The sequence below is a fragment of the Pseudomonas sp. NPDC089554 genome (genome assembly GCF_050280645.1).
Taxonomy (GTDB): Bacteria; Pseudomonadota; Gammaproteobacteria; order Pseudomonadales; family Pseudomonadaceae; genus Aquipseudomonas.
Genome location: NZ_JBNNVR010000089.1, coordinates 1 through 21,945, shown reverse-complemented (window position 1 = coordinate 21,945; position 21,945 = coordinate 1). Strand labels below are relative to the sequence as shown.

The 21,945-nt window shown below is 63.9% G+C and carries 24 protein-coding genes and 1 pseudogene; 13 read left to right on the top strand and 12 right to left on the bottom strand.

Going from position 1 to position 21,945, the window contains the following annotated elements; genetic code table 11:
* Nucleotides 1-138: 138 nt before the first annotated feature.
* On the bottom strand, nucleotides 139-1,002 hold the full coding sequence (locus ACQKPE_RS21385; RefSeq protein ID WP_427668693.1) for a universal stress protein: 864 nt from the start codon (nucleotides 1,000-1,002) through the stop codon (nucleotides 139-141).
* 154 nt (nucleotides 1,003-1,156) lie between these two features.
* Between ACQKPE_RS21385 and ACQKPE_RS21380 the strand changes: the two genes are divergently transcribed.
* On the top strand, nucleotides 1,157-1,774 hold the full coding sequence (locus ACQKPE_RS21380) for a tRNA-(ms[2]io[6]A)-hydroxylase (RefSeq protein WP_427668692.1): 618 nt from the start codon (nucleotides 1,157-1,159) through the stop codon (nucleotides 1,772-1,774).
* A gap of 21 nt (nucleotides 1,775-1,795) precedes the next feature.
* Here the strand turns inward: ACQKPE_RS21380 and ACQKPE_RS21375 are convergent, their stop codons facing one another.
* The gene (locus tag ACQKPE_RS21375) at nucleotides 1,796-2,116 is read right to left on the bottom strand and encodes a DUF883 family protein (protein WP_427668690.1); all 321 of its coding nucleotides are present in this window, start codon (nucleotides 2,114-2,116) and stop codon (nucleotides 1,796-1,798) included.
* Nucleotides 2,117-2,247: 131 nt separating this feature from the next.
* Between ACQKPE_RS21375 and ACQKPE_RS21370 the strand changes: the two genes are divergently transcribed.
* Nucleotides 2,248-2,511, top strand: a complete 264-nt coding sequence (locus tag ACQKPE_RS21370; RefSeq protein ID WP_427668688.1) for a hypothetical protein — start codon at nucleotides 2,248-2,250, stop codon at nucleotides 2,509-2,511.
* A gap of 12 nt (nucleotides 2,512-2,523) precedes the next feature.
* Here the strand turns inward: ACQKPE_RS21370 and ACQKPE_RS21365 are convergent, their stop codons facing one another.
* Together ACQKPE_RS21365 and ACQKPE_RS21360 are read right to left on the bottom strand one after the other, a co-directional pair.
* A complete protein-coding gene (locus tag ACQKPE_RS21365) occupies nucleotides 2,524-3,003 on the bottom strand; it encodes an LEA type 2 family protein (protein ID WP_427668687.1) in 480 nt (159 codons plus the stop codon).
* Between the two features lie 55 nt (nucleotides 3,004-3,058).
* Nucleotides 3,059-3,964: a LysR family transcriptional regulator gene (locus ACQKPE_RS21360; RefSeq protein ID WP_427668685.1), complete on the bottom strand. Its 906-nt coding sequence runs from the start codon at nucleotides 3,962-3,964 to the stop codon at nucleotides 3,059-3,061.
* A gap of 102 nt (nucleotides 3,965-4,066) precedes the next feature.
* Between ACQKPE_RS21360 and ACQKPE_RS21355 the strand changes: the two genes are divergently transcribed.
* The 6 genes from ACQKPE_RS21355 (at nucleotide 4,067) to ACQKPE_RS21330 (ending at nucleotide 9,524) form a co-directional block, all read left to right on the top strand.
* Complete coding sequence (locus ACQKPE_RS21355; protein ID WP_427668683.1) at nucleotides 4,067-5,146, top strand: polyamine ABC transporter substrate-binding protein; 1,080 nt, start codon at nucleotides 4,067-4,069, stop codon at nucleotides 5,144-5,146.
* A 27-nt stretch (nucleotides 5,147-5,173) separates the two neighbouring features.
* The gene (speB, locus tag ACQKPE_RS21350; RefSeq protein ID WP_427668681.1) at nucleotides 5,174-6,139 is read left to right on the top strand and encodes an agmatinase; all 966 of its coding nucleotides are present in this window, start codon (nucleotides 5,174-5,176) and stop codon (nucleotides 6,137-6,139) included.
* 135 nt (nucleotides 6,140-6,274) lie between these two features.
* Nucleotides 6,275-6,589 carry a hypothetical protein gene (locus ACQKPE_RS21345; protein ID WP_427668679.1) on the top strand — a complete coding sequence of 105 codons (315 nt, stop codon included), beginning with the start codon at nucleotides 6,275-6,277 and terminating at the stop codon, nucleotides 6,587-6,589.
* A gap of 21 nt (nucleotides 6,590-6,610) precedes the next feature.
* Complete coding sequence (locus ACQKPE_RS21340; RefSeq protein ID WP_427668677.1) at nucleotides 6,611-7,759, top strand: PQQ-dependent sugar dehydrogenase; 1,149 nt, start codon at nucleotides 6,611-6,613, stop codon at nucleotides 7,757-7,759.
* A gap of 62 nt (nucleotides 7,760-7,821) precedes the next feature.
* Nucleotides 7,822-8,928 (top strand): cell division protein ZapE, encoded by a 1,107-nt coding sequence (gene zapE / locus ACQKPE_RS21335; RefSeq protein ID WP_427668675.1) that lies wholly within the window; start codon nucleotides 7,822-7,824, stop codon nucleotides 8,926-8,928.
* Nucleotides 8,929-8,939: 11 nt separating this feature from the next.
* Entirely contained in the window at nucleotides 8,940-9,524 is a 585-nt protein-coding gene (locus ACQKPE_RS21330; protein ID WP_427668673.1) for a DinB family protein, read from the top strand.
* A 16-nt stretch (nucleotides 9,525-9,540) separates the two neighbouring features.
* Here the strand turns inward: ACQKPE_RS21330 and ACQKPE_RS21325 are convergent, their stop codons facing one another.
* From ACQKPE_RS21325 to yegQ, 5 genes are all read right to left on the bottom strand, one after another.
* The gene (locus ACQKPE_RS21325; protein ID WP_427668672.1) at nucleotides 9,541-10,539 is read right to left on the bottom strand and encodes an alpha/beta fold hydrolase; all 999 of its coding nucleotides are present in this window, start codon (nucleotides 10,537-10,539) and stop codon (nucleotides 9,541-9,543) included.
* A gap of 140 nt (nucleotides 10,540-10,679) precedes the next feature.
* The gene (locus tag ACQKPE_RS21320) at nucleotides 10,680-11,108 is read right to left on the bottom strand and encodes a DUF411 domain-containing protein (RefSeq protein WP_427668670.1); all 429 of its coding nucleotides are present in this window, start codon (nucleotides 11,106-11,108) and stop codon (nucleotides 10,680-10,682) included.
* 10 nt (nucleotides 11,109-11,118) lie between these two features.
* Nucleotides 11,119-11,928 (bottom strand): copper resistance protein B, encoded by an 810-nt coding sequence (locus ACQKPE_RS21315; RefSeq protein WP_427668668.1) that lies wholly within the window; start codon nucleotides 11,926-11,928, stop codon nucleotides 11,119-11,121.
* Nucleotides 11,921-13,648: a copper resistance system multicopper oxidase gene (locus tag ACQKPE_RS21310; RefSeq protein ID WP_427668666.1), complete on the bottom strand. Its 1,728-nt coding sequence runs from the start codon at nucleotides 13,646-13,648 to the stop codon at nucleotides 11,921-11,923. The genes ACQKPE_RS21315 and ACQKPE_RS21310 overlap by 8 nt, the downstream gene beginning before the upstream one ends.
* Nucleotides 13,649-13,737: 89 nt before the next feature.
* Nucleotides 13,738-15,060: a tRNA 5-hydroxyuridine modification protein YegQ gene (gene yegQ, locus ACQKPE_RS21305; RefSeq protein ID WP_427668664.1), complete on the bottom strand. Its 1,323-nt coding sequence runs from the start codon at nucleotides 15,058-15,060 to the stop codon at nucleotides 13,738-13,740.
* 131 nt (nucleotides 15,061-15,191) lie between these two features.
* Between yegQ and ACQKPE_RS21300 the strand changes: the two genes are divergently transcribed.
* Entirely contained in the window at nucleotides 15,192-16,256 is a 1,065-nt protein-coding gene (locus ACQKPE_RS21300; protein ID WP_427668663.1) for an AI-2E family transporter, read from the top strand.
* A gap of 31 nt (nucleotides 16,257-16,287) precedes the next feature.
* Here ACQKPE_RS21300 and ACQKPE_RS21295 read toward each other — a convergent pair whose 3' ends face one another.
* Nucleotides 16,288-18,348: a TonB-dependent receptor family protein gene (locus ACQKPE_RS21295; protein ID WP_427668661.1), complete on the bottom strand. Its 2,061-nt coding sequence runs from the start codon at nucleotides 18,346-18,348 to the stop codon at nucleotides 16,288-16,290.
* A 230-nt stretch (nucleotides 18,349-18,578) separates the two neighbouring features.
* On the opposite strand from ACQKPE_RS21295, the gene ACQKPE_RS21290 reads away from it, so the two are divergent.
* From ACQKPE_RS21290 to ACQKPE_RS21280, 3 genes are read left to right on the top strand one after another with little or no spacing between them, the layout of a single operon-like run.
* Nucleotides 18,579-18,827: a helix-turn-helix transcriptional regulator gene (locus ACQKPE_RS21290; RefSeq protein ID WP_427668660.1), complete on the top strand. Its 249-nt coding sequence runs from the start codon at nucleotides 18,579-18,581 to the stop codon at nucleotides 18,825-18,827.
* Between the two features lie 12 nt (nucleotides 18,828-18,839).
* Complete coding sequence (locus ACQKPE_RS21285) at nucleotides 18,840-19,229, top strand: head completion/stabilization protein (protein ID WP_427668658.1); 390 nt, start codon at nucleotides 18,840-18,842, stop codon at nucleotides 19,227-19,229.
* Entirely contained in the window at nucleotides 19,222-19,617 is a 396-nt protein-coding gene (locus ACQKPE_RS21280; RefSeq protein ID WP_427668656.1) for a putative holin, read from the top strand. Before ACQKPE_RS21285 ends, ACQKPE_RS21280 begins: the two co-directional genes overlap by 8 nt.
* On the opposite strand, the gene ACQKPE_RS21275 is transcribed toward ACQKPE_RS21280, so the two are convergent.
* On the bottom strand, nucleotides 19,614-20,012 hold the full coding sequence (locus ACQKPE_RS21275; RefSeq protein WP_427668654.1) for a helix-turn-helix domain-containing protein: 399 nt from the start codon (nucleotides 20,010-20,012) through the stop codon (nucleotides 19,614-19,616). The genes ACQKPE_RS21280 and ACQKPE_RS21275 overlap by 4 nt on opposite strands.
* A gap of 214 nt (nucleotides 20,013-20,226) precedes the next feature.
* Between ACQKPE_RS21275 and ACQKPE_RS21270 the strand changes: the two genes are divergently transcribed.
* Nucleotides 20,227-20,514, top strand: coding sequence for an ogr/Delta-like zinc finger family protein (locus ACQKPE_RS21270; protein ID WP_427668652.1), 288 nt, complete (start codon nucleotides 20,227-20,229; stop codon nucleotides 20,512-20,514).
* A 64-nt stretch (nucleotides 20,515-20,578) separates the two neighbouring features.
* On the opposite strand, the pseudogene nuoN reads toward ACQKPE_RS21270, so the two are convergent.
* A pseudogene (nuoN, locus tag ACQKPE_RS21265) lies at nucleotides 20,579-21,862 on the bottom strand (NADH-quinone oxidoreductase subunit NuoN); the annotation flags it as partial.
* Between the last annotated feature and the right edge of the window lie 83 nt (nucleotides 21,863-21,945).

The window sequence follows — 21,945 nt, the reverse complement described above, 5'->3', positions numbered from 1 at the left end:
GCAGTGAAACGATGCATCGCCGATGGTAGTGTGGGGTTTCCCCATGTGAGAGTAGGTCATCGTCAAGATTCATTTCGCAAAACCCCTATCTGCGCAAGCAGGTAGGGATTTTGTCTTTTCCAGCCCCGAAGATTCAAGTCACTGACGTGCCAACTCGACCAGGTGCGCTGCCGCCTCCTCGCTCTTGAGCACCAGCACATCGTTCTCCAGTGCGTCGAGAACCACCTCCGAGGTATTGCCAATCAAGGCGCCGGAAATGCCCGTGCGTGCCACGGTACCAATGATGGTAACCGCCGCACCGTACTGCTTCTCGGTATAGGGGATCAGCACGTCCGCCGGCCCTTCGGCGATATGCAGGCGCTCATCGGCAATGTCGAACTCTGCCTGGAAGGCCTTGCACGCTTCGCGATAACGCTGCTCGATGGTTGAGCTCAATTGGTAGGTCGGGTCGCTGGCAGACAGCATGGGGGAGGGGTGGGCACTGATCACGTGCAGCTCGCCCTTGGCCAGGCTGGCAATGGCGTAACCGTGGTCGATGATGCTGGTATGCAGGCGCCGGTGATCCTCATCCTGGTTGCCGACATCCACCGCCGCCAGGATCACGCCACCGGTCCAGGGCTGCTCGCTTTTGACCATCAGCACGGCACAAGGGCAGGAGCGCAGCAGTTTCCAGTCGCTTGGGGTGAGCAACGCCCGGCGCAGGGGGCTGTCAGGGCGATGCTCCTTGATCACTAGTTCACAGCCCTCGGCCTGCTGCACCTTGATGATCGACTCGTGCAAGCTGTCGTGCCAGGCCTGTTCATGGGTGACATTGTCATACCCGTCGTCATGCAACTGGCTGCCCAGCAAGCTGAGCAATGCGCCGTGGTCGTGCTTCTTGTCGCACATCAACAGGTGCAGGCGCGCGCCGGTTACCCCGGCGATCAATTTCGCCCGCGTCAGGGCGCGGCTGTGGGCGTGTTCGGGGTCGAGCACGACGAGGATGCTGCGAACGGCTTGCATGGGCATGAACTCCCTGGGAAATGGCGACCAATGCCTGACTATAGTCGGCGTCGTGCTCGATGCCGTTTGACGTGCATCAAGCATAGTCACTGGTGATCGGCACCGCCGCCGGTATAATCGGCGATCCTGCCGTTGCCCTGTGTAGCCTAGAGTTATGTCCCTGATTCCCGAAGTCGACGCCTTCCTCGGCTGTCGCACCCCTGACGCCTGGATCGAAGCGGCACTCGCCGACCAGGAAACCCTGCTGATCGATCACAAGAATTGTGAGTTCAAGGCTGCCAGCACCGCACTCAGCCTGATCGCCAAGTACAACACCCATCTCGACCTGATCAACATGATGTCGCGCCTGGCCCGGGAAGAACTGGTGCACCACGAGCAAGTGCTGCGCCTGATGAAGCGTCGTGGCGTGCCGCTGCGGCCGGTTTCCGCAGGGCGCTATGCCTCGGGCCTGCGGCGAGTGGTACGTGCCCATGAGCCAGTCAAACTGGTCGATACCTTGGTGGTCGGGGCGTTCATCGAGGCACGCAGTTGCGAACGCTTCGCCGCGTTGGTCCCGCACTTGGACGAGGAACTCGGCGCTTTCTATCACGGCCTGCTCAACAGTGAAGCGCGGCACTTTCAGGGTTACCTGAAGCTGGCCCACCAGTACGGTGACGAGGCCGATATCGCCCGGGTGGTAGAGAAAGTGCGCGAGGTGGAGGCAGAGCTTATCTGCTCACCGGATATGGAAATGCGTTTCCACAGTGGGATCCCGATGGCCCAGGCGGCCTGAGCCATCGAGTACCGCAGCCCCTTACGGGCGGCGACCCAGCAGAAGGCCCACGACAAGCCCCAGGCCTGCGGACAGCGCCACGGTCTGCCAGGGGTGCCCGCCGATGTATTGCTCTGTCGCCTGCACAACAGGTTGCGCCTTGGCGCCGAGCCTGCCGGTGGCCTGGCGTGCCTGGCGCAGTTTCAGGCCCAACTGGGCGCGCAGGGTGTCGGCTTCTTCGCCGACCAATGACGCGCTGTCCTCCAGGAGTTTTTCCGACTCCTCGATCAAGGCTTGCAGCTCGCTGAATACCTGGTCCTTGATTTGATCGCTGTCGACAAGCGTGGCGGATTTCCTGGCCATGAACACGTCCTCGTAGGTGGATTGACTTGTACAGTGGATGCCAGCGTGCCGTGAAAGTTGCAGCGGCGTACCGAAGGCTTGGCGCTACAGTGTAAGATAGCGATCTTTTTACAGCGGCAGGAATGACCCCCATGAGTTTCAACTTGGCCAACCGAGATTTCGCCGAGCGTGCGCAGATCGAAGGGGAGAAGTCGCGTTTGTTCGAGCTCTGGCAGAACAACCTGGGCAAGGCCAAGGGCGAGGCCGGTCGGCTGATCGCCGAGAAATCGCGACGCAAGGGCAAGTGGGCCGAGTGGGTGCGTGCCGAGCTGGACGCCATGTCGCCCCCCGAGTACGCCAGCATGGTGCGCAGCGAAGTCAACAAGATGATGGCCGCCGCCAACGCCAACCGCTAAAGCCTCCCCCGGCTACCAGCCCGAGGCGCCCGCCTGGGGCAGGTCGAGGGTGCCCTTGTCGGTGAAACGCACCGTCCCAAAGGGCCCGCCCGCCAACTTGCCACGCAGTACATAGGGCAGTCCTTGCAGCGTTTCCAAGCGGCTGAGGCCATAGGCCTGACGCAGGAAGGCAAACGCTGTGATGCTCACCGGCACCACGATCACTTCCTCGTCATAACGCCCAATATGCCCACGCTGGTCGCTGACGCCAGCGGCCAACGGCTGGTCGTTGACCTCCAGGTTCAGGGCGATGCCGTTGAAGTCCACGGCGCTTTCGTTGGGGTTCTGCACGCGGATCTTCACCGCCATGCGCAGCTCCAGTTCCTGGCCGGGCAGCGGCTCGATGCCGATCACGCTGATGTTCAACGGGTCGCGCGGCTGGAACAGGGCGCAGGCATTCAGGCCTGTGGCCAGTAGCAGGATGAAGCACAGGCGCAGGGTGCGGGCGGTCATGGCAGGGCCTTGGTCAGCAAGCGGCCTTTGAGTGTGGCAAATGCGTAGGCGCTTGTCAGTGCTGGCCGGGTGGTACGAACTGCGCCAACAGGTCTTGCACAAAGGCCTGCTGCGCCTCGCTGGGTACTTGGCCACGGTGCTGTGCGAGGGTGAACGGCACCAGGAAATCCAGCGTGGGGTCCAGTGCCCGCAGCAGCCCTTGCATCTGCCAACCCTGAGCGCAATGGCAGGGCAGGTAGCCGATATGCCGCCCCGACAGAATGAAGGTCAGGGCGCTGTCGATCTGCTCGGCCTGCGCCGAGCTGCGGCGGCTCTGGAACGGCTCCCCCTGTTTGAGGAAGCGATAAGGGTGGCGCACCTGGTCGGCTTCCAGCAACTGTTCGGCAGTGATACCCGAGGCCTCGAACAGCGGGTGATGCACGCCGCAATACAAGCGTTGGCGTTCCTCGAACAGCACCTGGTAGTCGAACGCCGCCTGGTTGCCAGAGAAATAGCTGATGGCCAGGTCCAGGCGCTGCTCCAGCAGCAGGCGCTCCAGCTCTGCCGGTGGCGCGCAGGTCAGCTCCAGTTGAACTGCTTCCTCACGTTGGCGAAAACGCGCGATGGTTTCTGACAAGCGCAGGGTCACGCTGCTGTCCTGGTTTTCCGCCATGCCGATGCGCACCTTGCCCAGCAGGCGCCCGGCCACCCCGTTGGCCTGCTGACGAAATTGCTCGATCTGCAACAACAGCTCGCGTGCGGCCTTGAGCAGCAACTCGCCTTTCTCGGTAAGGGCAAACCCGCGTTTGCCCCGGCTGCACAAGCGATAACCCAGGCGCGTTTCCAGGCGGGCCATCTGCTGGCTGATGCTGGGTTGGCTCAGCCCCAGTACGCCCTGGGCGGCGCTGAAGCCGCCGGCCTCGACTACAGTGACGAACAGCCGCAGCAGGTGCAGGTCTGGGTCGTGAAGTTGTCCGAGCATCACATTGCTCCTGGTGAATGTCAGCTTTACACAGTTGCCATTTTTGCAATGTAACCCGCCTGGCATGCTCGTGGCATCCACCCATTTGCCGAGGTGCCCGCCATGCGTCGATCGTTGTGCCTGCTCAGCCTGGTCCTGGCCTTGCCCCTGCAAGCCGAGGAAAAAGTCGTCAACCTCTACAGCTGGGCCGACTACATCGCCCCGCAAACCCTCGCACGCTTCGAGAAGGAAACCGGCTACAAGGTGCGCTACGACACCTTCGACACCACCGAGGTGCTGGAGACCAAGCTGCTTACCGGCCGCAGTGGCTATGACGTGGTGGTGCCGTCCTCCACCGTGCTGGCCCGGGCACTCAAGGCCGATGCCTTGCAGCCACTCGACCCGCAAGCGATGCCCGGCTATGCCAACCTCGACAAGGACCTGCTGGCCAAGCTCGCCGAGACCGACCCTGGTAACCGCTACGCAGTGCCCTACACCTGGGGCACCCTGGGCCTGGGGGTGAATGTGGAAGCGGTGCGCCAGCGCCTGGGCGATGTGCCTTTGGACAGCCTCGACCTGCTGTTCAAGCCCGAATACGCCAGCCGCCTAAAGGACTGCGGCATCGCCATGCCCGACTCGCCCCAGGAGGTGATCGGCCTGGCCCTGCACTACCTGGGCAAGGACCCCTACAGCCAACAGAAGGCCGACCTCGACGCGGCTCAGGCGCTGTTGCGGGGGTTACAGCCCTCGATCAGCTACGTCGCCAATGGCCGGCAGATCAACGACCTTGCCAATGGCAGCGTATGCCTGGCCCTGACCTACAACGGCGATGCCGCCATGGCTGCCGACCAGGCCCGCAATGCCGGCAAGCCGTTCGAGCTGATCTACCGCATTCCGCGTGAGGGCACGCTGGTCTGGCAGGACAACCTGGTCATCCCCAAGGGGGCGCCGAACCCCGAAGCCGCCCGGGCCTTCATCGCGTTCATGCTGCGCCCCGAGTCGGTGGCCGAGCTCACCAATACGCTGTTCTTCGCCAACGCCAACCAGGCCGCCACGGCGTTGGTGGACGACAGCGTGCGCAACGACCCGGATATCTACCCTCCGACCGAGGTACGCCAGCGCCTGTACGCCGACCGCAGCATGGCGCTTTCTGACCTGCGCCAGCGCAACCGCCTGTGGACCGCCTTCCGCAGCCGCCAGTGACACCCCTCCCGAACCAGGAGCAACACCGTGGAACAAGCCCTGAACAATGACCAGGCCATGACCCGCGACAGCCTCTACGGCACCGCCGCGGAAAGCACCTACGCCGGCATCACCAGCTTCTCGCGACGCCGCTACAGCCGCGACCTGCGCGGTGTCGATGTGGTCGTCAGCGGCGTGCCGTTCGACACTGCCACCAGCAACCGCCCCGGCGCCCGCTTCGGCCCGCGGGCGATTCGCGCCGCCTCCGTGCAGCAGGCCTGGGCGCGCCATTGGCCCTGGACATTTGACCCGTTCGACCACCTGGCGGTGATCGACTATGGCGATTGCGCCTTCGACAGCGGTACGCCCGAGTCAGTCCCCGACAGCATCGAAGCCCACGCCACGCGTATCCTCGACGCTGGCTGCGCCATGCTCACCCTGGGCGGCGACCATTTCATCAGCTACCCATTGCTCAAGGCCCATGCCCGCCGCCATGGCTCGCTAGCGCTGGTTCACTTCGACGCGCACAGCGACACCTGGCCAGACGAGGAGGGCAAACGCATCGACCACGGCACCATGTTCTGGCACGCCGCCCGCGAAGGCCTGGTGGACCCGGCCAGCTCCGTGCAGATCGGCCTGCGTACCACCAATGACGACAGCCAGGGCTTCGCCATCGTCGATGCCCGCCAGGTGCACCGGCAGGGCACCGAGGCGGTGATCGCAGCGATTCGCCAGCGCGTGGGCGATCGCCCGGTGTACCTGACCTTCGACATCGACTGCCTGGACCCAGCCTACGCCCCCGGCACCGGCACCCCGGTGTGCGGCGGCCTGAGCACGGTGCAGGCGCTGGAGATCCTGGGTGGCTTGCGCGGCATCAACCTGGTGGGCATGGACCTGGTGGAGGTTGCACCGGCCTACGACCACGCCGACATCACCGCCCTGGCCGGTGCGACCCTGGCGATGGAGATGCTGTGCCTGTACGCAGCGCGCCACAAGGTGGACAGGACGGCCTGACGCAGTCGGCAACCCCGTGCAAGGCTTGCCGTAACATCAGGAATCAACTCCATCGGCTTTCGGGCTTTTTCCGCGAACCTGTCGCGCCTTAGGCTATCCAACGCTTGGGCGCGACTTTTCGTACCGGAGATAGCGATGAAACCGATTCTGCCAATCCTGGCCCTCGGCCTGCTGCCTTGCCTGCCCGTGCAGGCGGCACCGCCCCAGCCGTTGCTCGCCGCCAGCAACAACAACCCCTACAACAGCCCCATCCAGCGCGCCAACCCCAATAGCCGCCAGGGCAGTGTTCCGGCCACGCCGCCGGTACGCGGCCCCTCGACGCAGCCGAACCCACGCCCACCCACCCTGGAAAACCGTGGTATCGGCAATGGTGAGAACCTGCGCCGCCAGCAGCAAACACCGAACCTGGAACCCACCCGCCCACCGCGCGATTCGCAACGCGCGCCCTGAGCCCTTTGGAAGGAAGCCCGCATGACCTCACCTACCTGGTTGACCACCCTGGCCGCTGCCGCGCTATTCCCGTTGTTGGCACAGGCCGCGCAAGAGCAGCAACTGCCCAGCGAAGAAGGCCAATTGACCGTCAGCACCCTCGCCGATGGCCTGCGCAACCCGTGGGCCTTGGCGTTCCTGCCAGGAGGCAAGGACATGCTGGTGACCGAGCGTTCGGGCAACCTGCGGGTGGTGACTGCCGACGGAAAGGTCGGGCCGCCGCTGTCGGGCGTGCCCAAGGTATGGGCCAAGGGCCAGGGCGGTTTGCTGGATGTCGTGTTGTCGCCGGAGTTCGCCAAGGACCGCACCGTCTACCTGTCGTTCGCCGAGGAAGGCAACGATGGCAAGGCCGGCACGGCGGTCGGTCGCGGGCAGTTGTCCCAGGACATGGCGCGGCTTGAGAACTTCAACGTGATCTTCCGCCAGATGCCGAAACTGTCTGATGGCAACCACTTCGGCTCGCGGCTGGTGTTCGACCGCGATGGCTTCCTGTTCATCGCCCTGGGTGAGAACAACCAGCGGCCGACCTCGCAGGACCTGGACAAGCTGCAAGGCAAGATCGTACGCATCCTGCCCGACGGTGAAGTGCCCAAGGACAACCCGTTCGTAGGGCGCGACAACGTGCGTCCGGAAATCTGGTCGTTCGGCCATCGCAACCAGCAGGGCGCGGCGCTCAACCCTTGGACCGGCAAGCTGTGGACCCACGAGCACGGGCCGCGTGGCGGGGACGAGATCAACATTCCAGAGCCTGGCAAGAACTATGGCTGGCCGATCGCGACCCACGGCATCAACTATTCGCTGCTGCCAATCCCCGAAGCCAAGGGCAAGCATGTCGATGGCATGGTCGATCCGCACCATGTCTGGGAAAAATCTCCAGCCATCAGCGGCATGGCCTTCTACGACAGCCCGACGTTCAAGGCCTGGGACCACAACCTGTTTATCGGCGCGCTGTCCAGCCAAGAGCTGATCCGCCTGCAGCTCGATGGCGACAAGATCGTCCACGAAGAGCGCCTGCTGGGCGACCTCGGTGCGCGCATTCGTGATGTGCGGGTAGGCCCGGATGGCTACCTGTACGTGTTGACCGATGCCACGGACGGGGCGCTGCTGAAGGTGGGCTTGAGCGAGGGCTAAAGCGGTTAGCTGCGCGCAGAGGGCCATGGTGTACGATGGCCTTTTGGCCCAGACCTTCAGCCATGTCCCTCGACCCCCAGACGCTGTACCGCCAAGCACTGGAGCAGCACGGTTTCGCTCCAGACCCCGCGCAAGCCCAGGCCACCGCTGCATTGCAGGCCTGCTTCGAAGCCTTGCAAGCAGGCCAACCGGGCCAGGGGGTATACCTCTGGGGCCCGGTAGGTCGGGGCAAGACCTGGCTGATGGACCAATTCCACCGTTGCCTTGGCGTACCTGCCAGGCGCCAGCATTTTCACCACTTCATGGCCTGGGTCCACCAGCGCCTGTTCCGGCTGAACGGCACCGCCGACCCGCTCCAGGCCCTGGCCCGCGAGCTGGCGGGGCAGATCCGCGTGCTGTGTTTCGACGAGCTGTTCGTCAACGATATCGGCGATGCGATCATCCTCGGGAGGCTGTTCCAAGTGCTGTTCGACCAGGGCGTGGTGATCGTCGCTACGTCCAACCAACCCCCCAGCCAGCTGTACCACGACGGCTTCAACCGCGACCGCTTCCTTCCGGCCATTGCCGCCATCGAGCGGCACATGCGAGTGATATCGGTGGCGGGTGAGCAGGATCATCGTCTTCACCCGGGGGCCGGACGACAGCGCTACTGGGTAGCCGAGCCTGGGCAACCCTGCGCGCTCGTGCCGGTTTTCCAAGCGCTGAGCCCGGATGAGCCGGGCAGTGACGAGCCATTGCAGCTGGGCTCGCGCCAGGTTCAGGTGGTGCGGCGCAGTGCGCAGGTAATCTGGTGCCGGTTCGCTGACCTGTGCGAGCAACCGCTGGCCGCTGCCGAGTTCATGGCCTTGTGCGATCGCTTCCCGGCGATACTGGTCAGTGGCGTGCCTGCCCTGGGCGGCACGCAGCAGGCCGGGCGCATTGCCCGGGGCACCGAAGACGGCGCCACGCGTGTCGAGGCGGGCGACCGCGAGCTGCCGACGCTGTCGCCCAAGGATGACAGCGCGCGACGTTTCATCGCCCTGGTCGACGAATGCTACGACCGGCGGGTGCCGTTGTACCTGGAAGCCGAGGTCGCGCTCGAAGCGCTCTACACTCAAGGGTATCTGGCGTTCCCGTTCCGGCGGACCCTGAGCCGGCTGCGGGAGATGCAACTTCAACGTTTCGCTTGAAGGAGCCGACCATGGAGCCGTTGTCGCATCATCTGCTGACCCAGGCCTACAACAATGGCTGGGCCAATCACCGCGTGTACAAGGCCTGCCTGCAACTGACCCAGGATGAGTTCGTCGCACCCCGTTGCAGCTTCTTCCCGTCGATCAAGGCCACCCTCAATCACCTGCTGACGGTGGACTGGTTCTACCTGCACGCCCTGGAGTGCGAGCAGCGAGGCGAGGCGCCGGACCCGGACGGCGAGCGCTTCTTCCAGCCCGAGCAACCCTTCGCCACTTGCGCCGATTTACAGGCCCAGCAGGCCCAGGCCGACCAGCGACTGATCGCCTACTGCCGGCAACTGCGCGACGACCAGCTGGCGCGCTACGTGAGTATCGTGCGGCCCGAGCGGCTGCAGCGTGAACAACGCCTGCGCTTGCTGGCGCATCTGTTCGAGCACCAGGTGCACCACCGTGGCCAGGTGCATGCGATGCTCGGCGACACGTCGGTGCGCCCGCCGCAGCTGGATGAGTTTTTCTGTGAGGAGGAGGCCCAGCTGCGGGCGGATGATTTCGCCGAGCTGGGCTGGAGCGAGGAGCAGGTATGGGGGCGGGCGTAGGAGCAGCCTTGAGGACCTAGCGCGCCATCCAGTCGACCAAAGCCTTGTGGAAGCGCTCGGGCTCCTCGATTTGTGGGGCGTGCCCCAGGCCTTCGAAGGTCACCAGCTCACCCTTGGGAATCATCTTGGTCGCCTGTGGCCCCAGCTCCTTGTACTTGCCCATGCGCGCCTTGACCTCGGGCGAGGCGATGTCGCTGCCGATCGCGGTGGTGTCCAGGTCGCCGATCAGCAGCAGCGTCGGCATCTTCAGGTCCTTGAATTCGTAGACCACCGGCTGGGTGAAGATCATGTCGTAGATCAGTGCCGAGTTCCACGCCACCACCTCGTGTCCCGGGCCTTTGTTCAAGCCCACCAGCATCTCTACCCAGCGCTCGTACTCAGGCTTCCAGCGCCCGGCGTAGTAGGTGTTGCGCTCATAGTTGCGCACGCCTTCGGCATCGAGCTTGAGCTCGCGCTGATACCACTGGTCGACGCTGCGGTAGGGCACGCCCATGGCTTTCCAGTCTTCCAGGCCGATGGGGTTGACCATCGCCAGGCGTTCGACCTGCTGCGGGTACATCAGCGCGTAGCGGGTGGCGAGCATGCCGCCGGTGGAGTGGCCCAGCACGTTGGCCTGCTTCACGCCCAGGTGCTCGAGCAGGGCATGGGTGTTGTGCGCCAGCTGCTGGAAGCTGTACTGGTAATACGCGGGTTTGCTGGAGGTGCAGAAACCGACCTGGTCCGGGGCGATGACCCGGTAGCCGGCCTGGCTCAGGGCATCGATGGTGGTCTCCCAGGTGGCGGCGCAGAAATTCTTGCCGTGCATCAGCACCACGCTACGACCGTTGGCCTTGCCTTTGGCGGGTACGTCCATGTAGCCCATTTGCAGGGCCTGGCCCTGGGATTGGAAATCGAAGTGCTTGAGCGGGTGCGGGTAGTCGAAGCCTTCGAGCTGTTTGCCATAAGTGGGCGCTTCGGCAGCGATGGCCGAGCCGCCGACGAGGCAGGCGAGGGCCAGGGCGGTGGTACGCAGCATTGGGGTACTCCGTGTAGGTCCATGTAGGAATTGGCGACTGTAGCAGTCAGTGGACCGTACGGATGCTGAAAGGTGTTACTCGGTGTGAGAGCGCTGCAAGGGCTCTACCTCGGGGCGCCGTAGCGCCCCAAGGTGGGGCGTCAGTAGCGTGCCACCACTTCGTCCTGGCCTTCGTGGGTGAGGCCGATGACCTCGTAGGCATCCTTGCGGTCGCCCATTTCCATGCCGGGTGAGCCGATGGGCATGCCCGGTACCGCGATGCCCTTGAGGTCGCTGCGCTTGGCCAGCAGGCGCACTTGCTCGGCAGGTACGTGGCCTTCGACGAACTTGCCGCCGATCACGCCGGTGTGGCACGAGGCCAGGCGCGGGGCCACGCCCAGGCGCTCCTTCACTGCGCTCATGTTCGGCTCGACGTGGTCGTTGACGGTGAAGCCGTTGTCGCGCAGGTGGCTGATCCACTGTTTGCAGCAGCCGCAGTTGGGGTCGCGGTAGACATCGATGATATCGCTCGCCTGGGCGAGGCCTGTGAAGGCCAGCAGGCCCAGGGCGATCAGGTGTTTGCGTAGCATGTTGATTCCTCTAGAAACGCAGGCGGATACCGGCGACCACGCGGGTCTGGCCAAGGTCTTCATCCTCGTCGCGCGCCTGCTCGGCACGTCGGCCATGCAGCCGGTTGAAGCTGACGCCGATATAGGGCGCGAAGCTCCGGGTAATTTCATAGCGCAGGCGTAGCCCGGCTTCGCTGTCGGCCAACCCTGCACCTTGTTCGCGGCCCGCATCGTTGCGCCCGAAGACGTTGGCTTCAACGGTGGGCTCGAGTATCCAGCGATTGGTCAGCAGGATAGCGTAACTGGCCTCCAGGCGCAGCGCCGTCTGTTGACGCTCGCCTATATAGGTCGTGGCCTCCAGCTCCAGGCCGTAGAGCGGCATGCCCTGGATGCCGAAGGCGGCCCAGGTTTGCCCGCTGGCGGGTTTGAAGTCCTGGCGCAGACCCGCGACCAGCTCCCACCAGGGGTTTATGGCGTGGCCCCACAGTGCCTGCAACTCGGCCTTGTGGGTCTTGCCCTGCTCGCGCTCGCCTTCGCTGCGCAGCCACAAACGGTCGATGTCGCCGCCGACCCAGGCGTTGGCGTTCCAGTTCAGCGCACTGCTGCCCTCGAAGTGCTGGGATTCCAGCTGGTCGATCACCACCGCCCAGTTGAGCGCCTGGTCGTGTACCTGGTGGCCGGGCAGGGGTGGTAAGGCGGCGCGGCGGTCGGCGTCGGTGATCGCCGGCAGTGGAGTGCGCGGTTGGCTTGCCGCATCGTTCGCAGCGTGGGCTGTTTCGCTGGCCAACGACACCAGCAAGGTTGCACTGGCCAGTACCCAGTGATGATCGCGCTTATTCATCGACCCGTACCTCGCGGAACATGCCGGTCTCCATGTGGTAGAGCAGGTGGCAGTGGTAGGCCCAGCGGCCCAGGGCATCGGCGCTGACGCGATAGCTGCGGCGGCTGCCGGGCGGCATGTCGACTGTGTGCTTGCGCACCATGAAGCGCCCTTGCTCGTCTTCCAGGTCACTCCACAGGCCATGCAGGTGGATGGGATGGGTCATCATGGTGTCGTTGACCAGTGTGATGCGTACCCGCTCGCCGTAGGTCAGGCGCAGGGGCTGGGCGTCGCTGAACTTGACGCCGTCGAACGACCAGGCGAAGCGCTCCATGTGCCCGGTCAGGTGCAGTTCGATATCCCGCGTCGGCTCGCGGCCATCCGGGTCCTCGAAGCGGCTGCGCAGGTCGGCATAAGTCAGCACGCGGCGGCCATTGTTGCGAAGGCCGATGCCGGGGTCGGCGAGGTTGGGGCGTGGTGCCATGGCCTGCATGTCCACCAGTGGGTTGTTGGCTTCCGTATCAGGGTGGGCTTGCATCGAAGGCATGCTGGCGTGGCTCATGCCCTGCATGGCCGCGTGGTTCATGCTGCCGTGATCCATGCCGGCCATTGTCGACAGGCTGCCATGGCCCATGTCGTCCATGCTCAGCTGGGGGCGTGGGTCGGGCGTCGGTACCGGAGCCTGCAAGCCGGGCGCCTGGGCCAGAGTGCCACGGGCGTAGCCACTGCGGTCCATGCTCTGAGCGAACAGGGTGTAGGCCGGTTGGTCGCCCACCGTCACCAGCACATCGAAGGTTTCGGCCACGGCGATACGTAGCTCATCTACCGTCACCGGCACCACCGGCAGGCCATCGGCGGCGATCACGGTCAGTTTCAGGCCCGGAATGCGGAAGTCGAAGTAGGTCATCGCCGAGGCGTTGATCAAGCGCAAGCGCACGGTCTCGCCGAGGCGGAACAGGCAAGTGAAGTTGCCGTCCGGTGGCTGGCCGTTGAGCAGGTAGGTGTAGGTGGCGGCGCTGATATCGGCGAGGTCGGTGGGGGTCATGCGCATCTGCGCCCAGGCCAGGCGATCGTCGAGGGTGTTGCTCCAGCCCTTGTCGGCAACATCGGCGATGAAGTCGCCAAGGGTGCGCTTGTGCAGGTTGAAGGCATCGGACTGCTTCTTCAGGGTCGCCAGCAGTGCCTGCGGCGCCTGGTCGCTCCAGTCGCTGAACAGCAGCACGTGGTCGCGCTGGTAGGTGTGCGGCTCGGGCTCGCGCGGCTCGATGACGATCGCCCCGTATACCCCGGCTTGCTCCTGCAGGCCGGAGTGGCTGTGGTACCAGTAGGTGCCGCTCTGGCGCAGGGTGAAGTGGTAGAGGTAGTCGCCGCCTGGGGCGATGCCGGCGAAGCTCAGGCCGGGCACGCCATCCATGTTGGCGGGCAGGATGATGCCGTGCCAGTGGATCGAGGTGGGCTCATCCAGGCGGTTGCGTACGCGCAAGGTCACGCTGTCGCCTTCGCGCCAGCGCAGCACTGGGCCGGGCAGGCTGCCATTGACGGTTAGCGCGGTGCGCGGGCGGCCAGTGATGTTGACGGGCGTCTGGCCAACGTACAGTTCGAAGTCCTGGCCTTGCAGGACCTGGCCGGGGCGGTGGCCCTCGCTGGCGCTGGCCAATGGGCGCCACAGGCCGAGCCCGGCCAGCGCGCTGGCGGCGCCCAGGCCCTTGACGAAGCTGCGGCGAGAGGGGGATGGGAACATGAAAAGGCCTCTGCATGCCGGCCCTGGGGTGGGGCCGGTTCTGCCAGCGATGTTCCATTTATTCGCCTGTCAGCCACCTGAGGCGAAGATTACAGATGCGTCAGGTCGCGCATCAGCAGGCCGAACTCCAGGTTCACCTGCTCCGGAATCGGCAGGTAGGCCGTGTGCCCATCCCCCGGTGCCACCTCGATGTCGTGCAACTGCCGGTCGCACAGGCGGTTCAGGTCGAAGTGGTAGTTGCCCCGTGGCGTCATCAGCTCCAGATGGTCGCCGATCGCGAAACGGTTCTTCACCTTGACCTCAGCCAGGCCCTCGACACGCACGCCGGTCAGCTCGCCAACGAACTGCTGGCGCTCGGACAGCGAATTGCCGCGCTGGTAGTTCTGGTATTCGTCATGCACGTGGCGGCGCAGGAAGCCCTCGGTGTAGCCGCGCTGGGCGAGGGACTCAAGGTTACCCATCAGGTTGCGGTCGAAGGGCCGCCCGGCCGCGGCATCGTCGATGGCCTGGCGGTAGGACTGCACGGCGCGGGCGCAATAGAAGTGCGACTTGGTGCGCCCTTCGATCTTCAGCGAATGCACGCCCATGGCGCTCAGCCGCTCGACATGCTGGATGGCGCGCAGGTCCTTGGCATTCATGATGTAGGTGCCGTGCTCGTCCTCGAAGGCTGGCAGGTCTTCGTCCGGGCGGCTGGCTTCCTGGAGCAGGAACAGCTGCTCGGTGGGGGCGCCGAGGCCCAGGGTGGGGTCCACTTCGCGCACGATATCGCCCGTGGCGTCCTGGGTGGCGGGGGTGGCCTGGTACTTCCAGCGGCAGGCATTGGTGCAACTGCCCTGGTTGGCATCGCGCTTGTTGAGGTAGCCCGACAACAGGCAACGCCCGGAATAGGCCATGCACAGGGCGCCGTGGACGAACACCTCGAGCTCCATGTCGGGCACCTGCTGGCGGATTTCCTCGATTTCCTCCAGCGACAGCTCACGGGACAGGATCACCCGGCTCAGCCCCAACCCTTGCCAGAATGCAACGCTGGCCCAGTTGACCGTATTGGCTTGCACCGACAGGTGGATGGGCATCTGCGGGAAGTGCTGGCGCACCAGCATGATCAGGCCGGGGTCGGACATGATCAGCGCATCCGGGCCCATCTCTACCACCGGGGCCAGGTCCTTGAGGAAGGTCTTCAGCTTGGCGTTGTGCGGCGCGATGTTGACCACCACGTAGAAACGCTTGCCCAAGGCATGGGCCTGCTGGATGCCCAGGGCCAGGTTGGCGTGGTCGAATTCGTTGTTGCGCACCCGCAGGCTGTAGCGAGGCTGGCCGGCGTAGACCGCGTCGGCGCCGTAGGCGAAGGCGTAGCGCAGGGTCTTGAGGCTGCCGGCGGGGGCCAGCAGTTCGGGCTTGGCGGGGGAGGTCATGGGGGCACCGAGGGCAAAAGCTGCGCATGCTACGGCCAGGGCGTACGCGTGGTGTTGAGCCAGGTCAACGTAGGCGCGGCACTTTTGCCTAGGCGCCGTGCACTAATAGCTTGAGCTCCCGAGGAATTTTCATGAATCAAGACGCATTGCAGAACAAAGCCCTGGCGGTGCTGCTGGCCCTGGTAAGCATCGCCTTCGTATGGATTCTGCTGCCGTACTACGGCGCCATTTTCTGGGCGGTGATCCTCGCCATTCTGTTCGCCCCGATGCAGCGTCGCCTGGTGCTGCGCTTCGACCGTCGACGCAACCTGGCGGCGGGCGTGACACTGGCGACTTGCCTGTTGATCGCGGTGCTGCCGGTGATCGTCATCAGTATCCTGCTGGTGCAGGAGGGCGCCTTGCTCTACCAGCGTATCGAAAGCGGCCAGCTGGACATCGCCGGCTACATCGAGCTGGGCAAGGACATGCTCCCGGCTTTCGCCCAGCGCTGGCTGGACAACCTGGGCATGGGCAACCTCGATGGCCTGCGCGAGAAAATCACCGAGTGGGCGACCCAGGGCAGCCAGTTCCTGGCCACCCAGGCCTTCAGCTTCGGCCAGGGCACGTTCGAGTTCCTGGTGAGCTTCGGCATCATGCTGTACCTGCTTTTCTTCTTCCTGCGTGAGGGCGCGGAGCTGGCGCGCAAGGTGCGCCAGGCGGTGCCGCTGCCAGAGCAGCAGAAGCGCCGCCTGCAACTGAAGTTCAGCCGGGTGGTACGCGCCACGGTCAAGGGCAACCTGCTGGTGGCGATTACCCAGGGCGCGCTGGGCGGGTTGATCTTCTGGGTGCTGGGCATTCCCAGCGTGGTGGTGTGGGCGGTGCTGATGGCGTTCCTGTCGCTGCTTCCCGCCGTGGGGGCAGGTATCGTCTGGGCGCCGGTGGCAGCCTACTTCCTGTTGACCGGGGCGATCTGGCAGGGCGTGGTGCTGACCGCCTTCGGCGTGCTGGTGATAGGCCTGGTGGACAACCTGCTGCGGCCGATCCTGGTGGGCAAGGACACGCGCATGCCCGACTACCTGATCCTGATCTCGACCTTGGGCGGGCTGGCGGTGTTCGGTCTCAACGGGTTCGTGATCGGGCCTTTGATTGCAGCGCTGTTCGTGTCCAGCTGGACGATCTTTACCGAGACCAAGCCGCAGGTGCAGTTACCGTCCTGACATCGGCGGTGGCTTCATCGCGGGGCAAGCCTTAGTGCAAGCTGTAGGAAACCCCGGTATACACCCCGAATCCTTCGCCTGGCGTGGAGCGTGCGATGTCTTGCCCGGCATCGTCGTAGCCGGGTGTCACCGTGGCCGCGTAGCGCTTGTTGGTGAGGTTGCGCAGGTCCAGCCAGGTCTGCCAGTCCTGTTTCGGCGAGTCCCAACCCACGCGCGCGCCGAGCAAGGTGTAGGCGTTGGCGTGGTAGCTGTTGGCGTAGTCGACCTGCACCTTGGAGGCCATCTGCGTGTTGACCCCGGCGTAGAACCCGCTCGGCCAGTCGTAGCGCAGCTCGGCCTGGTAGTAGTGCATGGGAATGCCGGGCAGGCGGTTGTCGTCGAAACGCTCATCGTCGCGGTAGTGGAAGTCGCTGAAGGTATAGGCCTGGCGCAGGCTCAGGCGGCCACTGCCGGGGCGCTCCCACAGGGTGCTGTCCAGCGCGGCCTCGACGCCTTGGTGCACGGTGGCGCTGGCGTTGAATTCCTTGGGCAGGGCGCCCGGTACGATTTCCACCGCCAGTAGCTCGTGGCGAACCTGTGCGTAGTACCAGGCCAGGTCCCAGCGGCCCAAGGCCGAATCGCCGCGGGCACCCAGCTCCAGGGTGGTGGCGGTCTGATTCTGCATTTCGATCGGCTGGGTGGCCTGGGTCGAGCTCCACAGCAGCGACCACGGGTGCGGTGGTTCGACCGAGCGGCTGAGGTTGCCGTAGACTTGCAACGCAGGGCTCAAGTCATAGCGCAGGCCCAGGTGTGGCGCGTAGTCCCAGTCGTGCTGGCTGACCTTGCCGCCGCTGGCAGGGTAGGTGACGTCGCTTTCGCGGCGGGTGTAGATCATCGCCAGGCCCGTGGTCAGCCACAGGTCGGGCACCAGTTCCAGCTCATTGCTGGCGTGCAGCACGTTGTCCGAGCCCTGATAGCTGAAGTCGCGGGTGCGTGCGCCGATCACGTCGCGGTCGCGGGCGAACTGCGAGGCGCCGCTGTTGGGCAGGTGCTTGGTGCTGCGCCAGCCGACGGTGGTGTTGCTCGCATGCCCCAGCAGGGTGTCGCGGCGCAGGTAGTTGAGCGTGGCGCTGACGTCGGTGTAGGCCACCTTCAGGCGCATCGGGCCTTCGCGCAGGTCCATCGGGTAGTCGTGGTAGACCAGCCCGGCCTCCAGGCGCGAATCATCGTCGAGGTAGAAGGTGGTCTTGTTGCCGACCCAGGTGCTGCCGGGTTGCGGGCGGCTGTCGTCGCGCGCCAGGTAGGCGGGGTTGGCGGCACGTGGGTGGTGCTTGATCTGCGCCTTGGTCAGGCGCCCGGCCAGCTCGTTCTCGGTCTCGCGGTAGCGCAGGTAGAAGCGCGTCTCGAGGTTGGCGTTGAAGCGGTAACCGACGTTGGCGGCGACGCCCTTGGCGCTACCGCTGCTGTGGGCCTGGTAGCCGTCGTATTCGGAATCGGTCAGGGCCACGTAGTAATCAAGGTCGCCCAGCACCTGGCCAGAGCTGATGTGCCGGCGCTGGTAGCCGCGGCTGCCGATTTCGTAGCGCAGTTGCAGGGGCGCGGCATCATGCCCGGTGTGGGTCACGTAGTTGACCGCACCGCCCAGGGCCAGGGCGCCGCGGTCGAAACCGTTGGCACCGCGCAGCACCTCGGCGCGGCTCAGCCACAGCGGCTCGAACAGTTCATAGGGCGTGCCGCCCGGGCCGGTCAATGGCAGGCCGTCGAACATCGTGTAGACCCCTGAGCCGTGAGCGCCTGGCGCACGGTTGATGCCCGAGCCACGAATCGACAGCTTGATGCCGTCGTTGCCTGCCGATTGGGCGAACACCCCGGATTGGTAGGCCAGCACATCCTGATTCGTGGCCACGCGCCCCTGGCCAACCCGCTGCATGTCCACCAGGTTGCTGGCGCCCGGTATCTCGCGCAATTGCTGCGCGGCGGCGTCCAGATCGTCCTGGCGTTGACCTTCGATCATGACCTGGCCGAGCTCCACGGGGGCGCTCGCCAGGGCCGTGCAATTGGCCACGCCGACGAGCAGCCCGAGGGCTGAGGGGAGGGGTGAAACGAGGCGCATTGGGTGACTCCGTGCGAAATGGATGACAGCAGTGCTGGTCAGACGCGTGAAATGTCGCTCAAAGCACGTTGATCATCTACGCGACAGAGGGGGTAAAAGTGCGACGTAACTTGTAGGCGCTCACTCTACAAAGTGCATCGGTGGAGTGACTGCATTTCCCGTTCGTATGGTGGAGGCCTAAAGCAGGAGCCACCGCAGGGGCTGGCCCTGAAAACGCGGAGAAAAAAATTATGAATTGCGTGATCCCCTCTAAGGCCGAGTACGACAACGAAGAGTCCATCCACCTCACCCCTAGGGAGCGCCAGGTATTGCTCTGGTGCGCCTACGGCAAGACATCTTGGGAAATTGGCCAGATTCTTGGCTGCAAGGAGTCCACGGTCAACTTCCATATCGGCAACCTGCTGCGCAAGCTGGCGGTCAACACTCGGGTGGGTGCGGTCATCAAGGCGATACGTTACGGCCTGCTGAAAGATGTATGAGGAGCGATTGCCATGGATTGCGCCGATGATCCCGAGCTGAGTGTTCATTGTGAGCCTGAGCGACGTTACCTCGCCTGTCACGACCCATTCTGGCCGAGAATCGACCTCGCGCTGTTGCGCGAACGCCTTGCGTTACCCGAAGAAATCAGTGAAACCCAGCTGGCGCTGGCTGCCCAGTCGGCCGTCGCCATCGCCATGAGCGAGTTTGCCAACTGGCGTCGAGCCCTGCGCTCGCGTGGTTACCAACGGCTGAGTGACGTGAGCGGCCATGCCCATGGGCTAGCGCTGTCTGTTTGCTTCCTGCGTATGGTCGAGGCCGGCACCCGACGTGCCTTGGTCTCGCACGTGAGAGAGGTAGCTGCAAGCGACCCGTTTGGCCCTAAGGGAGATAGTCATGACTGAGGCAATGGATGCGCTGCTGCTTCGTTTGTCGAAGATGGAGTGGCCAACACCGTCTACCGAGAAGATCGATAGCGAAATACTCTTCGGCGCGCTGCTGGGGGCCTGCCTGGCCTACAACTCGCGAAGACATCTCAAGGCCCCGCTTGTAGAGCATTCCTCCAGACCGCTCAAGTTCACGCGCTGGCAAAGGTTGTATGCGTTGACGCTTTGCGTCGGGGTGGGCTACCTGTTTGCCCCATTGATACTGGCGTTGGCTCCCTTTCTGTCTTCGGGGGAAGCAGCCTTCGTCGCCTCGGTGGTGGTCATACCGATCAGCCTCAAGGTGATGCTCTGGCTGGACCACGTGCAACTCCAGGATCTGCTCGAGAAATGGCGTAAAGGCCGTTAGTGCTTGCTCCGGGACGATTTCAACTCGTCCAGCTGGTGCTGTAGCTGCTGCAAGCGCAGCTTGTCGTGGGCGTATGAGCAAATAGCCTGTATGTCGGTGGGCGCAAGTGTACGCAGTTGTTCGAGCAGGTTCGCCTCCCAAGGCTCGGTTGTTGCTGAGGTATCGGGTGGGGCGCTGCGCTGACGCTCACCTACGCCGAGGATCAGCCAATCCAGCGAGAGCCCTTTGTCCACAGCAAGTTCCAGCAGCATGGGGTAGGGAATGCTGTCGCGAACTTTCCAGCTGCTCAGAGTCTGGGCACTGATACCGAGGGTTCTGGCCAGTTCGGAGTCGGAGCGGGAGTTGGTAATTGCCTTGAGCCTGGCAAGTACACCGATAACGCTGGCTTTATTCATTGTGAACATAGTCGACTAATACTTTAAACGTTTCCGATATTATGTTACTCATAATGAATAATTTTTGGCGGAGATTAGGTTTGCTTTTAATGGTAAAACACTATGAAAGAGATGAAAAAACCTAAATTAAAATGTAGAGATACCTATTCACTTGTCATTGCCGTACCGCGGGAGCTGAGTTCAGGCGTACCGGTTGTGTTCCAGGGAGGTTTTCATGAGTAGTTACAAGTTAGTTTGTCCCCACTGCATTAGTCGTATGCGTATACGTACCAGCGAGGGAAAGCATGTTTTTCTGCGTATTGCCTACTTGCAATGCGTTAACGAAGTCTGTGGCTGGTCGGTACGTGCCGAGTTTGAAATGACTCATGAGCTTTCTCCTAGCGGCATGCCCAATCCTGAGGTTCAACTTCCCGTGGCCAACCATGAATTGCGCCGAGCCGCTCGTAACCCAGGGCGCTTGAGCCACGTGGAACAGTCTGCCAATGGAGCCCAGTCTGCATAGACGTATTTTCCGGACGCATAAAAAAACACCCCGCATAAGCGGGGTGTTTTCATTTTGCGGTTTATCAGCCTATGAGTTGCAGACTTGCCTGCTGGACCATTTCCAGCAGCGGTTGCGGATAAACCCCCAACACAAAGGCGAGAATGGCGATTGCCAAGAGCATCACACCGCCGGTGCGCTGTTCCCACTTCAGCGGGGCGTCGTGGCGACGCAGGTTCGGCTCGACCAGGTACAGGGTGACCATGACCCGCAGGTAGTAGTACACACCGATGGCGCTGCCGATCACCAGGGCGCCGACCAGCCACCACAGTTGCGATTCGACGCCGGTGGCGATGATGTAGAACTTGCCGATGAAGCCGGCTGTCAGCGGAATGCCGGCCAGCGACAGCATCATCACAGTCAGCACCGCAGTCAGGTACGGACGACGCCAGAACAGGCCGCGGTACTCGTATAGCGCGTCGGCGTCGCGGCCGGCGTAGGGCGAGGACATCAGGGTGATCACGCCGAAGGCGCCGAGGCTGGTGATGACGTAGGTCACCAGGTACACACCCATGGCTTCCATCGCCAGGCCCTTGCTGGCGATCAGGGCGATCAGCAGGTAGCCGAAGTGGGCGATGGACGAGTAACCCAGCAGACGCTTGAGGTTGCTTTGGGTCAGGGCCAACAGGTTACCAACCAGGATGGACGCTACCGCGATCACCGCCAGGATGGTGCTCAGCACGCCGCTGCTGGCAGCAGGGGAGAGCATGAACAGGCGAACGACTACCGCGAACACCGCCACCTTGCTGGCCGTGGCCAGGAACGCGGCGACCGGTGCCGGGGCGCCCTCGTAGACGTCCGGGGTCCACAGGTGGAAAGGCACCAGCGACAGCTTGAAGGCCAGGCCTACCAGCATCATGCCCAGGCCCAGTTGCGCCAGCAGGCTTGGCAGGTTGGTGCTGGCCAGGGCCTTGCCGATCAGGTCGAAGCTCAGGCTGCCAGCGTCGGCGTACAGCAGCGCCATGCCAAACAGCAGGAAGGCGGAACCGGCGGCCGACAGCACCATGTACTTGATGCCGGCTTCCAGCGATCGCTTGTTGAAGAACGCGTACGCCACCAGGCCGTATACCGGTACCGACAGCAGCTCCAGACCAATGAACAGGCCAGCCAGGTGGTTGGCGCTGACCAGCACCAGGCCACCCAGGGCGGACATCAGCAGCAGCAGGTACAGCTCTTCACGGTTGCCCGGGTAGCCCTTGGAGCCTTCGCCGAGGTAGGCATGGGCCAGGGTCACGCAGGCCAGGGTGGCCACCAGGATCAGCGCCATGTACAGGCAGGCGAACTTGTCGATGGTCACCAGTGGGGTGACCGCCGGTTCCTTCGATGGATAGTGGCAGCGCGTGCCGCCCGAAAGGGCGCCAGTCTACACGCCGACGAGGCCATTGGATGCGT